This window comes from Bacillus sp. TCT6 (assembly GCF_056033845.1).
In genome coordinates, this window is sequence record NZ_JBVYHX010000001.1 from 3885270 (window position 1) to 3898639 (window position 13370).

Sequence of the window (13370 nt, forward strand, 5' to 3'; positions counted from 1 at the left end):
TAATTTTACAAATTGAAAAATTTCATAAAGAAAATAAGAAAAATGCAAAATAATTAAAGTTAATTGTTGACGTGATGCTTTTATTATCGGTATCATAAATCTTCGTGAGCAATTATTTTTCGTTATACGATTTTTTTATTATTACTGAATTTTTGAGAGGAGAAATTAGATGTCAGTTAAGAAGAAAACGCAAGTACGCACCGGCAAAATGGTACGTGAACTAATGTTAGCAGACGAAGATGTAAATGCTTCGCTAATTATGGTATATAGTGAAAACGGTGTAAACGCAGAAATTAAAATCGAGGGCTTAACGCCGAAATGTAACGAAGAATTATTTTTGAGCGGAAACGTGGATTGGAACAAGAGTGTTATTTATAAAATTGTTGATTTCACTGGAAACGCTGAAGTTGGTAAAGTTACATTAACAGCGATGAACAAAAACAATGTTTCTCTAGAAATTGAACGCGTTATGTGGAGTAAAGAAAATAAAGACGCTGCCGAGCAAGAAGAAACACAGGTAGAAGCAGCGCCGAAAAAAGAAGTAGTTGTAGAAGCTCCAAAAGCAATTCCACCCGCTCCTAAGCCTGTTACGCGTGTGGAAACACCTGCTATGGCACCTAAGCCTACTCCGGTACCGACACCGAAGCCAGTAAGTGTAGAAGCGGCTGTAGAACTAACTACTCCAGCACCTGTGAAAAAAGTAGTCCCTACTCCAGTTACAAAGCAAGAAACAGCACCGGTTGCTCCTGCAAAACCGAAGCAGCCTGCTTTGACTGAAACAAATTCAAAACTACAAGAAAATTATGTTAAACTCGTGAAAAAGACAATTGAAGTTTGTCAAGATTATGAGCTTGGCATCGACATAGATGATTCTATTGAAAGCTTAAAAGAAGAACTACAAAGCCAAGGTATTAGCGTTACATTTGACAAAGAAATTATGGACGTTGTAAGTCGCCTTCGTTCTTTACAAGATAAAGGAATCAAAGTAGAAAAAGTACTTAATTTACTATAAAAAAATAAGAGGTGGCAATTGCCATCTCTTATTTTTTATAATTCCACTCATTACTTTCATACTTCTCTTTCGCTAACGTTTGAACTTCATGTAACTGTTCTTCTGTTAATTCATATGGAACAAGTTCTACATCCAATCCTTTTTCAAACCCAATTTCAAACGCTTTAATTAACTGTTCTATCGTAAATGTACGGTCTGTTAATTCATTAATTGCTACCGCTTTAGAAGAAAACATACTTTTCATACGTTCCTTCACACGTTCATTTGGGAATAAAAATAGATCATATAGTTCATCTAAATCAATTTCTAATGGAATCGATCCATGCTGTAAAATAACACCTTTTTGACGTGTTTGAGCACTACCAGCAATTTTTCTTCCTTCCACTACAATTTCATACCAAGATGGTGCATCAAAACATACGCCTGAACGTGGATTTTTTAAATTTTCACGATCTGCTTCTGTTTTTGGAACTGCATAATATGCTTCTAGCCCTAATGCCTTAAAACCATCTAATAAGCCTTGCGAAATAACACGATACGCTTCTGTAACTGTTTTCGGCATATTCGGATGATCTTCAGACACAATAACACTATACGTTAACTCTTTGTCATGTAGTACACCCCTGCCGCCTGTTTGACGACGAACGAATCCATATTTCTTTTCGTTAACTACATCCATATTAATATCTTTTTCAACACGTTGAAAATATCCAACTGTTAATGTTGGTACTTCCCATTCATAAAAACGAATTGTTGGTGGCATTTTCTTTTCACTTTGCCAATTTAATAAACATTCATCTAACGCCATATTAAATGCCGGTGAACATTGACCAGAGTTAATATAACACCATTTTTCTTTTCCCATCCTGCACCTCATATAACCAAGTATTTTTCACATTCTCTAGTCTACCAAATTCGACAAAATTTGTGAAAGAATACGAAATTTCTTCTTATATGCAAATGAATCTGTTGCATAAATACATATGGGCATTATAATATTGAAAGTAGGATAAGAAAAAAGGGAGCGATAGAATCGTGTCAACAACTTGGATTATTTTATTAGCCGTAATCGTAGCATTCATCGGCTACACTGTATGGATGTACTTCTATCAGAAAAAATTAATTAAAACTCTTACAGAAGAAGAATTTCGCGCTGGCTACCGTAAAGCACAGCTTATCGATATTCGTGAAACAGATGAATATAACGCAGGGCACATTTTAGGTGCACGTAACATTCCGTTATCACAAATTCGCCTTCGCCATAAAGAACTTCGTCAAGATCAACCTGTTTACTTATATTGCCAAAGCGGATTCCGTACAGGTCGTGCAGCGCAATACTTAAAAAAACAAGGCTACAAAGATTTCTACCAATTACAAGGTGGATTTAAATCTTGGACAGGCAAAATTAAAAAGAAATAATAACATACAAAAAACTAGCTGAATAAATCAGCTAGTTTTTTCATTTCATCTTATTCGCAATGTATAATAAATTTTGCTTAATCGTGTCTTTATCGCTCTCTTCTACATTCCGATACAATAGCTGATATTCAATTCCTTTCTCTTTCCATAGAAGCGTAGCAAATTCGTCACCACGTTCATAATCATCTTTATTTTTAAAATAAGCAGACGTTCCATTATTTAGTTTCATTTGTTCTTGAAATCACTTCTCTTCCACGAAATCCGGAAAACTATAAGGAAAGTTCGCGACATTTAACTCAATATACTCATTTCTACCTTGCTCCTGCTGTTTATATTTAATCGTTAAGACAGCCTTCTTTTTCCCAAGCGTTCTTACTTCACCCTTTACATCACTTATAATGTCGTACGGTAAAAACGTTGGAACTTTAAACTTCACCGGAAAATATTTTGGAATTTCCTTTAGCGGAATAGGATCCGTAACACGATCCATAGCTCCTCCTGTTGTTCCCACAAAGTGTTTTTCTTCTTGCATCGTTTGCTGAAACGAACACGAACTAAGTACAAAACTAGAAAACACGAAACAAATGATTCTTTTTTTCAATTTGTTTCCGCCCTTTCATACCGCTCTCTTAACGAACGAAGCGTTGATCCCGCACTAACGGCCCGATTAGTGCCGGCTAATAATCAGTGGGGGATGGCGCCCACTGATTAAAGTTTCACTTTATATGCTCTTCATATTCGCTTTGTCACCAAACTACACCTTTGAAAACTTTCCACGTTATTCTCACACATTTTGACAACACTTTTTGCAAACAAAAAAGACCCCTATCATTCTTACGCCCAAGTGAAAAGGTTACGCGAATAAAAAGAAGTCTTATTAATACCATAGTTTGTGAAAAGCTTTTCAGGTCAAGATTTTTTCTTTCTTATTATTTTCCCTTTATAATAAGAGAAAGAGGTGATACATATGGCCAATATAAAACAAATTGCTAAAACTGCTGGTGTATCGATATCAACTGTTTCTCGTGTCCTGAATAATCACCCTTACGTAAAAGAAGAAAAGCGTAAGCGTGTTCTAGATGCTGTTGAAGAATTAAACTACGCAAAAAATATAAATGCTGTCCATTTAATAAGAGGGAAAACATATACAATTGGCGTTATGCTCCCTTTCATTAACCTCCCCTACTTCAGTACCATTATTGAAGGAATTGGTAACGAAGCATTATTAGCTGGGTATCACATTAATTTATGCCAAACAAATTACGATAGCCTTGAGGAAATTCGTGTTCTTGAAATGATGAAAATGAAACAATTTGATGGGATGATTATTTGCTCCCGGACGAGCTCTTGGGAACAAATCGAACCTTTCGCAAAATTTGCCCCTATTATTTCATGTGAAAAAATGAACCATCCCCTCATTTCATCCATCTACGTAGATCATTATGAAGGCTTTCGTCTCGGTACTACCTATTTACTAAGTAAAGGCCATGAAAAGATCGGAATTTGTTTAGCGAGAAAAACAAGTGTAAATTCCATGGAGCGTGAAAAGGCGTTCGCCGATACACTTTGTAACGAAAGGAAGACGTTGCATCCTGAATGGATTTTCCACCAATGCTATACAATGCAGGACGGAGCACAAATACTCCATCGTATTTTAAATATGAAAAATCGTCCAACTGCTATTTTCACAGCGAACGATCAAGTTGCAGCTGGTTTATTAACAGAGGCTCGAAAACATGGCATCCGAGTACCTGAAGACCTTGCTATCCTTGGATTTGATAATCATGAAATTTCAAAGGCATTAGAAATTTCCACAATTGAACATCCCGGTCTCGCAATGGGCTCACATGCTTTTTCTTTATTCCATAAGCAGATTCAAAGCGAGCAAATTGTCGGCAGTGCAAAAGAGCTTTCATTCCATTTAATTAAGCGAGAGACTGTCTAAAAAGAGCGTTACCTATAACGCTCTTTTTCAGCTCTTCACCTATTGACATTATATTTTTCATCTCATATAATTAACCTAACGAACGGTAGGTAGGGGATGAAAATGACAGCAAACCGCATTAAAGCTGTAGCACTTTCTCATTTCGCACGCTACGGCTATGAAGGAACTTCATTGGCAAATATTGCTCAAGAAGTTGGGATTAAAAAACCATCGATTTACGCACACTTTAAAGGAAAAGAAGAGCTATATTTCATATGCTTAGAATCTGCTCTTCAAAAAGATTTGCAGAGCTTCACAGGCGATATCGAAAGCTTTTCCAATTCGTCCACTGAAGAATTGCTTTTAAAATTATTAAAAGGCTATGCAAAACGATTTGGTGAAAGTGAAGAATCAATGTTTTGGTTACGAACTTCTTATTTTCCGCCTGATGCATTTCGCGAACAAATTATTGATAAAGCAAATGTACACATTGAAAACGTCGGAAAACTTTTATTCCCTGTATTTAAAAGAGCAAGCGAACAAGATGAGCTGCATAACATTGAAGTAAAAGACGCCTTAGAGGCTTTTCTATGCTTACTCGATGGTCTTATGGTTGAACTATTATACGCAGGTTTAAATCGTTTTGAGACACGTTTAGACGCTTCTTGGAAAGTATTTTGGCGCGGACTTTCAAACTGACGGATTGCTCCTTTGCAATGCGTCGTTTTTAAGCACTTTACCTAACGACTGGTAGGAAGGAGAAATGACATATGGCATGGATTTATGTAATCATCGCTGGTATTATTGAAATCTTTTGGGTGATTGGACTAAAAAAAGCGGAGGCACCACTTGAGTGGGCTGGTGTTGCTCTATTAATTACAATTAGTTTCGTCTTATTATTTAGAGCTTATAAAGATTTACCTGTCGGCACTGTATATGCAGTCTTCACAGGAATCGGAGCTGGCGGAATCGTTCTTACAGAGATTTTCATCTTCGGAGAACCTTTCTCTATTGTAAAAGTTTTATTAATCGGTTTAATCTTCTTCGGAGTAATTGGTCTAAAACGAGTAACAGAAGAAAAAGAAACGAAGGAGGCTGCATAAAATGGCTTGGGTATTTTTAATTCTAGCTGGTATTTGTGAAATTATTGGTGTACTCTTTATGAAAGTAGCCACTGAAAAGAAAGGCTGGGCACCAAAAGTTATTTTAATCGCTAACTTCGGCGTAAGCTTCTTCTTCTTATCTCTTGCGATGAACACGTTACCGATGGGAACTGCTTACGCGATTTGGACTGGAATCGGAACTGCTGGAAGTGCACTTCTAGGCATTCTCATTTTCCGAGAATCAGCGGATTGGCGTCGTCTTGCTTTCTTAAGCTGCATTTTATGCGGCGCTGTTGGCTTAAAACTATTAAGCTAACGTGAGGTGAATGTCATGTGGAAAGAAAAAGGGAATCAACTGTTAGCATGGATTACACTCGGGATTGTCATTCTATTACAAATAAGTTTTCATATAATAGAATCATTGTTTCATAAAGTATTATCCATTCTCACATTCTTTCCTAACATGACACTTGAAATTATATCGATTGTTTGGTCCATTATCGCCTCCATTGCAATCGTCATTATATGAAGTATCGCCAAGCTATGGAATAAGTTATTTAAAAAGGACAGTACTTCTAAAAAAGAGTAACTGTCCTTTTTTGTATTCATTCAGATTTTCTATAAAAGTTAGATGCAATAAGACAAAACAGACCAACTATGACAATACTTATACCAATCCCTTTATGCAAATTAGGAAACGGTGATGGTATGTCTGAATAAAAATTTGCTAATATGAGACCGATTGAAACGAAAAGTACCCCTATTCTATATAACCATTTTCTTTTGTTCATCATTCTCCCCTCCTAAAATTCTTCATACACTCCTTTCTTTTGGACATACTACCTAAAAAAGGAGTGAATAATATGCAAAATTCTATACATAAGCAGATCCTATTTTTATTTTTCTTCTTTCTCATTCTCGTTATCATTTTCAGCTTTATATTACATACTCCAAAAGATGTGCCAAATAGCGTTTCTTTTTATAAACTACTGCTCTCGTATTGTCGTTATTGAAGAAGGTGCCTTTTTTAAGGCACCTTTTAAAATTCTCTTTTTTCATATATTTTTACTGAAACGAAGATAGATGCTATGAACATGCATATTGAACCAAAGAATAACAAGGTATTATATAATTGAATTTGTTCCAAGTTGATTTGAAACAAAACTTCTAAAACAACTATCGGTGCCATGAATATTACTATCGTAATAAAAATAGTTTTCTTATACCCTAGCCAAAAGGATATTGGTAATACAAAGCTTAAATACACTAAAATAAAGCTAATACTAGCAACTATTGTCGTTTCAATAAATTCAAATAAGTTAACCCCGCTCTTCATTCCCATCGTGAAACAACCGACCGTTACACTTATAAAAAGAATAATAATTGCTACTATATATTTCGCATACACAATTTGTTTTCTCAATATTGGTAAACTATTTACTATAACTTCACTCTCATTTTTACTATCTGCTTCAAATGTTTTTACTGTTGCCCCAATTGTAATAATTACTGACATAATGATGAACAGATTTTCCGTATCTGTTAAGGCCATATAAAAGAAAACAGGATACAGTATGTACCAAATTAAAAATTTCCATTGAATGATGAAATCTTTTAAAATTAGTTGCTTGATCATGTATTACACCTCCTAATATAAAAATGTCCCTTCTATAACTCTGCCTCCTGAAACATTTTCATTGAGAGGAACATTGATACGAATATACTCACTAATACTCCGATACCAAGAACACCCATTGCTTGTGTAGCCTCTTGAGAGTGAAGTACTTTTAACATAATTGTTTTATCACCAAAAATATTGCACATAAGACCAATCATACCCATTAAAGGAAAAAGCATAATCAAATTCAAGACAGTAATAACTTTATATCCCCCAATGTAATTAGTCGGTATCGTTACTGCACAATAAATCAAAGTTGCTACTATTGCTGAAAATACTGCATATCCAGGCATAACTATATCTCTGTTCAATAGAATATTTCCTAATATTATGACTATAAAAGTTGTACTCAAACCAGCCATAATAAATAATGAACTTGCAATATATTTAGCTATAACTATCTCTGTTCTCGTTATAGGCAAACTCACTAATATTTTTTCTGTTTTACTTTTCTCTTCATAATAAAAAGAAATAGATATAATCGTACTACATGTTATAAATAACCCTATTGCAATCCCCATTGGTTGGACTAGATTCCTAAAAACAGAGAAAATAGGTATTAAAAAATATAAAGGAAACATCTTCTTCTGCAAGAAAAACTCCTTCAAAATCAATTGCTGCATATAAATTCTCCTCTCTATAAATCACGCGTTTCATAAATTTTAATTGTAAGAAACATAGAAGCGATATAAATACTAAATAATGTAATGAATCCAACTATAAATACACCAAGATGTAATGGATTCACAATCCAATCAATGAATGATGCCGTAGCGCTTTCTCCGTCACCAATAAACATTCCAACAATAACACCTATTCCAGCGGCTCCACCTGTAAATATTCCACGTACTATTTTTGATTTTGTTCCATAATAACTCGGGAATAATGCTGTAATATAAACTAAAGAATATACAGCACCTCTGACTACTACATACCAAGGAATTTCAATATACAAATTAGGATGATAAGCTCCAATATCACCAATGACAGCGATACCTCTTATAAGAAAAACAACTAGCATAGTAGAAATCATGCCACCTACAATGAATATTACACCCGAAATATATCTAGCAATAATGATATCCTTTCGTCCAACAGGTAAACTATTTATAATAACATCACTTTTATTTTTTTCATCCATCGCTATTAGTATCATAGAAGATGATATCGTTATGAGTAAGCAACTCATCGGAAATAACAATTCACCATCTGGCTCTAATCCAAAGAAAACAAGGGGCATAATAAAATAGACTAACCACGTAACCCGAAAAAAGAACAAATCTTTATAGATGAGCTGACGCATAAGCACCTCTCCCTTTCGCAGTGTAAACGATGATATCGTCTAATGTAGGCTTTTCTATTACAACCTCATTTCCAAACCAATCGATAATTGCTTGTTTATCCTTCGCTAAACCTTCAAAACCAAATTTGTTTTTTCGTAATCCAACAAATAGCTCTTTTCCTTCTCGATCCAATAAATCATTACTTCCCTTTACGCTTACGTAGTTCTCCATCAATTCATCTTTCTCACCAGTAAATATAATTTCTCCGTCATTGATAAACGTAATATAATCTGCAATACGTTCTAAATCCGTTGTAATGTGGGTTGAGAATAATACAGATACTTCATCTTCCATTACAATTTCTTGCAACATATCAAGTAATTCGCTCCGAACAACTGGATCTAATCCTGCTGTCGGTTCATCCATAATAATGAATTCGGCATGATGTGAAAGTGCGATTGCAATCGCAAACTTCATTTTCATCCCTTTAGATAGCTCTTTAATTTTTTTATACTTTGGAACTTGCAATCTGTGCATATACGATTGGTATTGATTTTCGTCCCACTTTTTATATAACGGTGCAATAATACGTTTCATTTGTTCACACGTTAAATCTTCGTAGTAATAGTTTTCATCATATACAAAACCAATATTTTGTTTTATGTCCTTTTCGGCTTTCTTATTGTCTTTGCCAAAAATTTTTATATTGCCGCTATCTTTTCTAATTAAATTCATAATCATTTTGATCGTTGTACTTTTCCCAGCACCATTCGGTCCGACAAACCCCATAATATATCCTCGTGGTAATGTAAAACTTATATTTTTCACTGCGAAATCTTCATAACTTTTACAAACATTTTTTAGCTCTAACATCTCTTATTCCCCCTTATATAAACACGCAATCATCTGCTGCAGTTCTTCAAGTGAAAGCTGCAACACTTTACTTTCTTTTACGATTTCTTCAGCCTTACTTTCCAATAGACGTAGCCGCTGTTCTTTTAGTAGTTCATTATTTTTACATGAAACATAAGTCCCCTTCCCAGCAACAGTTTCTATATATCCTTCTTTTTCAAGCTCCTCGTACGCACGCTTCGTTGTAATTACACTAATTTGCAATTCCTTCGCTAAGCTACGAATAGACGGTAATTGGTCTCCACCCTTTAAACCACCATTTAAAATAAGCTGGCTTAATTGTTTTCTTATTTGCACATAAATAGGGTCTTGGGAAGAATTCGAAATAATAATATTCATGTTTTCCTCCAGTGTGTGTATATACTGTATATATCTTATATACACAGTATATACACACCATCCTATTTTTGGCAAGAAAAAAAGACCAACATTTCCCTGTTGGTCTTTCGTATATGTATCACTTTTCAAAGCGATCTAACATCTCGTCTCTCATTCCGAAACTTACTACTGCAATTCCTATATACATAAACAGAAGAAATGCCGGATGAACTGTGTTGTACCAGCTGCTGTCAACGATTAAGTAAATCGTTAATGCCACAACAAGAACAAACGCTAAGATAAACATATAAAAGTGTCTTGTACTACCCATGATAAACTCCTCTCTTCTCACTTCACCATTCAACAGTTTATTTTATCGAATAATTCGATATGACTCAAGGTTAACTTTCTGTTATGTAATCAAGTTCCACCTTTACAATGTCCTCACATGCTATTGAAATGATTGTTCCTTGTTTATCAATTGCCGTCACTTCTCTATTATCCATTACACGATTTGCTACTCTTTCTAACACTTTCCCTTGGTCTCGATAGCAAAATTCTTTTACATCTTTAATTGTTTCTCCATTTTCTAAATGGTATACCATTCTATAACATCGATATCCCACACTTTCACCCCCGTCTTGCTCGTTTTTTCACATATACATAAAAATGAGTAATTTTTGCCTCATCACATCTTCTTAATTTCAATAAAATTCTAACAAAAATAAATACTTTTATCAAACCGACTTTTTCAACAAAACTACCTATAAAACTACACCTTTACACCATTAGGAAACAAAAAATATAATTTTTTAACATTTTCTTCACTATTTCTGCACAAATTCTCCATACAAAAAAAGAACCCGCCGCAGCGAGTTCTTTTTTTGTTATTCTAATCAAACTTGTACAGGAGCTGGCTTTGCATAACGTAAAACTGGTTTACGTGCAGCCATCGTTTCGTCTAAACGTTTAATGACTGTCGTATGCGGTGCTTCTTGTACAACTTCTGGATTTTCTTCTACTTCTTTAGCGATTTGAATCATCTTATCAATGAAACCATCTAATGTTTCTTTTGATTCTGTTTCTGTCGGCTCAATCATAATACATTCTTCCACATTTAATGGGAAGTAAATTGTTGGTGGATGGTAACCGAAATCAAGCAGACGTTTTGCAATATCTAATGTACGTACGCCAAGTTTCTTTTGACGACGACCTGATAATACAAATTCATGCTTACAATGTCTATCGAATGGAAGATCGTAGAATGGTGCTAATCTTCTCATCATATAGTTCGCATTTAATACAGCATACTCAGTTACTGCACGCAAGCCATCTGGACCCATAGAGCGAATATACGTGTATGCACGAACGTTAATTCCGAAGTTACCATAGAATGGCTTCACACGACCAATTGCTTCTGGACGGTCGTAGTTGAAGTGATAACCATTTTCCGTTTTTTCTAAAATCGGTTTTGGTAAGTACGGAATTAAATCAGCTTTCACACCTACTGGACCAGAACCTGGGCCACCACCGCCGTGAGGACCTGTAAATGTTTTATGAAGGTTTAAATGCACAACGTCAAATCCCATATCTCCTGGGCGCGCTTGGCTTAATACCGCATTTAAGTTTGCACCATCATAGTATAATTTACCGCCTGCATTATGGACAATTTCTGCCATTTCTAAAATATTTTCTTCAAATAGACCTAATGTATTAGGATTTGTTAACATAAGTGCTGCTGTTTCTTCATTGACAACACGTTTTAAGTCTTCTAAATCAACAAGGCCATTTTCATTTGATTTTACTGTAATTGTTTCAAAACCAGCTACAGTTGCAGATGCTGGATTCGTTCCGTGAGCAGAGTCAGGCACAATTACTTTCGTACGGTTAAAGTCACCATTTGCTTCATGGTATGCACGAATTAACATTAAACCTGTCCATTCTCCGTGTGCACCAGCTGCTGGTTGTAAAGTAACAGTATCCATACCTGTAATTTCGATTAAATGCTCTTGTAAGTCGTACATTAATTCCATTGCACCTTGTACTGTCTTTTCATCTTGCAGTGGATGAATATTTGCAAATCCTGCGAAACGAGCTACACTCTCATTAATTTTCGGATTATATTTCATCGTACAAGATCCAAGTGGATAGAATCCAGAATCAACACCGTGGTTACGGTTTGAAAGTGCTGTATAGTGGCGCATAATATCAAGCTCAGATACTTCTGGTAGCTCTGCATCTTCTACTCGAATATAATCGCTCTCAAACACATCTTCTAGTTTCACTTCTTCTACATCTAATTTGGGTAAGCTATATCCTACGCGTCCTTCTTTAGTCACTTCAAAGATAAGTGCTTGGTCTTGGTTCTTCATTGGATAGCCCCCATTTCGTTTACAAGTGTGTCAATTTCCTCTTTCGTACGAAGCTCAGTTACCGCTACAAGCATATGGTTTTCATGCTCTTTATAATCACGGCCTAGATCGTAACCGCCGATAATATTCTTTTGTAATAATGCATCGTTTACTTCTTTCACTGGACGTTTGCAATCTACAACAAACTCATTGAAGAATGGTCCAGCAAATGTTACAGTAAAGCCTTTCGCTTCAAATTGACGTTTTGCATATTGTGCTTTAGAAATGTTTTGACGTGCCATTTCTTTCACACCTTGTTTGCCAAGTGCCGTCATTGCAACAGAAGCTGCTAATGCATTTAACGCTTGGTTTGAACAAATGTTAGATGTCGCTTTATCACGGCGAATATGCTGTTCACGTGCTTGTAACGTTAATACAAATCCACGTTTACCATCTGAATCTACAGTTTGTCCAACAAGACGTCCTGGAATTTTACGCATAAATGCTTTCGTTGTTGCAAAGTAACCACAATGCGGTCCACCAAACTGCGTTGGGATACCAAATGGTTGTGCATCACCGATTACAATATCAGCACCAAATTTCCCTGGTGGTGTTAATGCGCCTAATGATAATGGATTTGAAGAAACGATAAATAATGATTTTTGTTGATGAACGATTTTTTCAATATCAGCTAATTTTTCAACTTGTCCAAAGAAGTTTGGATATTGAACGATTACACAAGCAACTGTATCATCTACTTCACTTTGTAATACGTCTAAATCTGTTACACCATCTTTATGATTAATTTCAACAACTTCAAGATTTTGACCTTTTGCATACGTTTCAAGTACTGCTCTTGATTCTGGATGAACCGCGCTAGATACAAGAATTTTCTTTTTGCGAGTATGGCCAGCTGCTAACATTGCCGCTTCAGCTAAAGCTGTACCCCCGTCATACATAGAAGAGTTTGCTACATCCATTCCTGTTAATTCACAAATCATTGTTTGGAATTCAAAGATTGCTTGTAATTCCCCTTGTGAAATTTCCGGTTGGTATGGTGTGTAAGCTGTATAAAATTCTGAGCGAGAAATAACATGATCTACAATTACTGGAGCATAATGATCGTATACGCCTGCTCCTAAGAAAGAAGCGTATTCTTTTAAGTTAGCATTTTTACTAGCCATTTGAGATAGCTCTTTTAAAAGCTCTGGCTCTGATTTTGCTTCTTTAATTTTTAAATCCCCTTTAAAACGAACACTCTCTGGAATATCAGAGAATAATTCATCGATCGTTTGAACGCCGATCGTTTGTAACATTTCTTTTTTGTCTTCTTCTGTCATTGGAAGATAACGATGCAACATGAAATCTAC

At 35.4% G+C, this 13370-nt stretch carries 18 protein-coding genes and 1 pseudogene; 7 read left to right on the forward strand and 12 right to left on the reverse strand.

Annotated features, from left to right (window positions below; genetic code table 11):
• The first annotated feature begins 169 nt into the window (after positions 1–169).
• Positions 170–1012 (forward strand): hypothetical protein, encoded by an 843-nt coding sequence (locus AC0ONG_RS19765; protein WP_000111891.1) that lies wholly within the window; start codon positions 170–172, stop codon positions 1010–1012.
• A gap of 28 nt (positions 1013–1040) precedes the next feature.
• Here the strand turns inward: AC0ONG_RS19765 and AC0ONG_RS19770 are convergent, their stop codons facing one another.
• Positions 1041–1877 (reverse strand): lipoate--protein ligase family protein, encoded by an 837-nt coding sequence (locus tag AC0ONG_RS19770; protein WP_000514076.1) that lies wholly within the window; start codon positions 1875–1877, stop codon positions 1041–1043.
• A 170-nt stretch (positions 1878–2047) separates the two neighbouring features.
• Between AC0ONG_RS19770 and AC0ONG_RS19775 the strand changes: the two genes are divergently transcribed.
• Positions 2048–2431, forward strand: a complete 384-nt coding sequence (locus tag AC0ONG_RS19775; RefSeq protein ID WP_000108654.1) for a rhodanese-like domain-containing protein — start codon at positions 2048–2050, stop codon at positions 2429–2431.
• 40 nt (positions 2432–2471) lie between these two features.
• On the opposite strand, the pseudogene AC0ONG_RS19780 reads toward AC0ONG_RS19775, so the two are convergent.
• Positions 2472–3008, reverse strand: a pseudogene (locus tag AC0ONG_RS19780) (DNA polymerase III subunit delta).
• Between the two features lie 390 nt (positions 3009–3398).
• Here AC0ONG_RS19780 and AC0ONG_RS19785 point away from each other — a divergent pair.
• The 5 genes from AC0ONG_RS19785 (at position 3399) to AC0ONG_RS19805 (ending at position 5987) form a co-directional block, all read left to right on the forward strand.
• On the forward strand, positions 3399–4376 hold the full coding sequence (locus AC0ONG_RS19785; protein WP_001273992.1) for a LacI family DNA-binding transcriptional regulator: 978 nt from the start codon (positions 3399–3401) through the stop codon (positions 4374–4376).
• A gap of 96 nt (positions 4377–4472) precedes the next feature.
• Entirely contained in the window at positions 4473–5054 is a 582-nt protein-coding gene (locus AC0ONG_RS19790) for a TetR/AcrR family transcriptional regulator (protein WP_002082177.1), read from the forward strand.
• 71 nt (positions 5055–5125) lie between these two features.
• The gene (locus AC0ONG_RS19795; RefSeq protein ID WP_000312340.1) at positions 5126–5458 is read left to right on the forward strand and encodes a DMT family transporter; all 333 of its coding nucleotides are present in this window, start codon (positions 5126–5128) and stop codon (positions 5456–5458) included.
• A gap of 1 nt (position 5459) precedes the next feature.
• A complete protein-coding gene (locus tag AC0ONG_RS19800) occupies positions 5460–5774 on the forward strand; it encodes a DMT family transporter (protein WP_000312623.1) in 315 nt (104 codons plus the stop codon).
• 15 nt (positions 5775–5789) lie between these two features.
• A complete protein-coding gene (locus tag AC0ONG_RS19805; RefSeq protein ID WP_000265400.1) occupies positions 5790–5987 on the forward strand; it encodes a DUF3975 family protein in 198 nt (65 codons plus the stop codon).
• 76 nt (positions 5988–6063) lie between these two features.
• Here the strand turns inward: AC0ONG_RS19805 and AC0ONG_RS19810 are convergent, their stop codons facing one another.
• From AC0ONG_RS19810 to gcvPA, 10 genes are all read right to left on the reverse strand, one after another.
• Positions 6064–6252, reverse strand: coding sequence for a hypothetical protein (locus tag AC0ONG_RS19810; RefSeq protein ID WP_002082175.1), 189 nt, complete (start codon positions 6250–6252; stop codon positions 6064–6066).
• Positions 6253–6497: 245 nt separating this feature from the next.
• On the reverse strand, positions 6498–7094 hold the full coding sequence (locus AC0ONG_RS19815; RefSeq protein ID WP_000595340.1) for an ABC-2 transporter permease: 597 nt from the start codon (positions 7092–7094) through the stop codon (positions 6498–6500).
• Positions 7095–7126: 32 nt separating this feature from the next.
• Positions 7127–7759 carry an ABC-2 transporter permease gene (locus AC0ONG_RS19820; RefSeq protein WP_001186571.1) on the reverse strand — a complete coding sequence of 211 codons (633 nt, stop codon included), beginning with the start codon at positions 7757–7759 and terminating at the stop codon, positions 7127–7129.
• Between the two features lie 14 nt (positions 7760–7773).
• Positions 7774–8439, reverse strand: coding sequence for an ABC-2 transporter permease (locus AC0ONG_RS19825; RefSeq protein WP_001249441.1), 666 nt, complete (start codon positions 8437–8439; stop codon positions 7774–7776).
• The gene (locus AC0ONG_RS19830; RefSeq protein ID WP_000891299.1) at positions 8420–9292 is read right to left on the reverse strand and encodes an ABC transporter ATP-binding protein; all 873 of its coding nucleotides are present in this window, start codon (positions 9290–9292) and stop codon (positions 8420–8422) included. Before AC0ONG_RS19830 ends, AC0ONG_RS19825 begins: the two co-directional genes overlap by 20 nt.
• Before the next feature lie 3 nt (positions 9293–9295).
• Positions 9296–9670 (reverse strand): GntR family transcriptional regulator, encoded by a 375-nt coding sequence (locus tag AC0ONG_RS19835; protein ID WP_001021345.1) that lies wholly within the window; start codon positions 9668–9670, stop codon positions 9296–9298.
• A 118-nt stretch (positions 9671–9788) separates the two neighbouring features.
• A complete protein-coding gene (locus AC0ONG_RS19840; protein WP_000535933.1) occupies positions 9789–9980 on the reverse strand; it encodes a hypothetical protein in 192 nt (63 codons plus the stop codon).
• A 70-nt stretch (positions 9981–10050) separates the two neighbouring features.
• Positions 10051–10254: a DUF3929 family protein gene (locus tag AC0ONG_RS19845; protein WP_000262496.1), complete on the reverse strand. Its 204-nt coding sequence runs from the start codon at positions 10252–10254 to the stop codon at positions 10051–10053.
• 291 nt (positions 10255–10545) lie between these two features.
• Positions 10546–12021, reverse strand: a complete 1476-nt coding sequence (gene gcvPB / locus AC0ONG_RS19850; protein ID WP_000795712.1) for an aminomethyl-transferring glycine dehydrogenase subunit 2 — start codon at positions 12019–12021, stop codon at positions 10546–10548.
• On the reverse strand, positions 12018–13361 hold the full coding sequence (gene gcvPA, locus AC0ONG_RS19855; protein ID WP_000903240.1) for an aminomethyl-transferring glycine dehydrogenase subunit 1: 1344 nt from the start codon (positions 13359–13361) through the stop codon (positions 12018–12020). Before gcvPA ends, gcvPB begins: the two co-directional genes overlap by 4 nt.
• Between the last annotated feature and the right edge of the window lie 9 nt (positions 13362–13370).

What these genes read in the sequence shown, in the direction of transcription:
- AC0ONG_RS19820 (WP_001186571.1), bottom strand. Translation starts at nt 7,759, where the DNA reads ATGCAGCAATTGATTTTGAAGGAGTTTTTCTTGCAGAAGAAGATGTTT.
- AC0ONG_RS19810 (WP_002082175.1), bottom strand. Translation starts at nt 6,252, where the DNA reads ATGATGAACAAAAGAAAATGGTTATATAGAATAGGGGTACTTTTCGTT.
- AC0ONG_RS19815 (WP_000595340.1), bottom strand. Translation starts at nt 7,094, where the DNA reads ATGATCAAGCAACTAATTTTAAAAGATTTCATCATTCAATGGAAATTT.
- AC0ONG_RS19765 (WP_000111891.1), top strand. Translation starts at nt 170, where the DNA reads ATGTCAGTTAAGAAGAAAACGCAAGTACGCACCGGCAAAATGGTACGT.
- gcvPB (WP_000795712.1), bottom strand. Translation starts at nt 12,021, where the DNA reads ATGAAGAACCAAGACCAAGCACTTATCTTTGAAGTGACTAAAGAAGGA.
- AC0ONG_RS19830 (WP_000891299.1), bottom strand. Translation starts at nt 9,292, where the DNA reads ATGTTAGAGCTAAAAAATGTTTGTAAAAGTTATGAAGATTTCGCAGTG.
- AC0ONG_RS19835 (WP_001021345.1), bottom strand. Translation starts at nt 9,670, where the DNA reads ATGAATATTATTATTTCGAATTCTTCCCAAGACCCTATTTATGTGCAA.
- AC0ONG_RS19845 (WP_000262496.1), bottom strand. Translation starts at nt 10,254, where the DNA reads ATGGTATACCATTTAGAAAATGGAGAAACAATTAAAGATGTAAAAGAA.
- AC0ONG_RS19840 (WP_000535933.1), bottom strand. Translation starts at nt 9,980, where the DNA reads ATGGGTAGTACAAGACACTTTTATATGTTTATCTTAGCGTTTGTTCTT.
- AC0ONG_RS19790 (WP_002082177.1), top strand. Translation starts at nt 4,473, where the DNA reads ATGAAAATGACAGCAAACCGCATTAAAGCTGTAGCACTTTCTCATTTC.
- AC0ONG_RS19800 (WP_000312623.1), top strand. Translation starts at nt 5,460, where the DNA reads ATGGCTTGGGTATTTTTAATTCTAGCTGGTATTTGTGAAATTATTGGT.
- gcvPA (WP_000903240.1), bottom strand. Translation starts at nt 13,361, where the DNA reads ATGTTGCATCGTTATCTTCCAATGACAGAAGAAGACAAAAAAGAAATG.
- AC0ONG_RS19805 (WP_000265400.1), top strand. Translation starts at nt 5,790, where the DNA reads ATGTGGAAAGAAAAAGGGAATCAACTGTTAGCATGGATTACACTCGGG.
- AC0ONG_RS19785 (WP_001273992.1), top strand. Translation starts at nt 3,399, where the DNA reads ATGGCCAATATAAAACAAATTGCTAAAACTGCTGGTGTATCGATATCA.
- AC0ONG_RS19770 (WP_000514076.1), bottom strand. Translation starts at nt 1,877, where the DNA reads ATGGGAAAAGAAAAATGGTGTTATATTAACTCTGGTCAATGTTCACCG.
- AC0ONG_RS19825 (WP_001249441.1), bottom strand. Translation starts at nt 8,439, where the DNA reads ATGCGTCAGCTCATCTATAAAGATTTGTTCTTTTTTCGGGTTACGTGG.
- AC0ONG_RS19795 (WP_000312340.1), top strand. Translation starts at nt 5,126, where the DNA reads ATGGCATGGATTTATGTAATCATCGCTGGTATTATTGAAATCTTTTGG.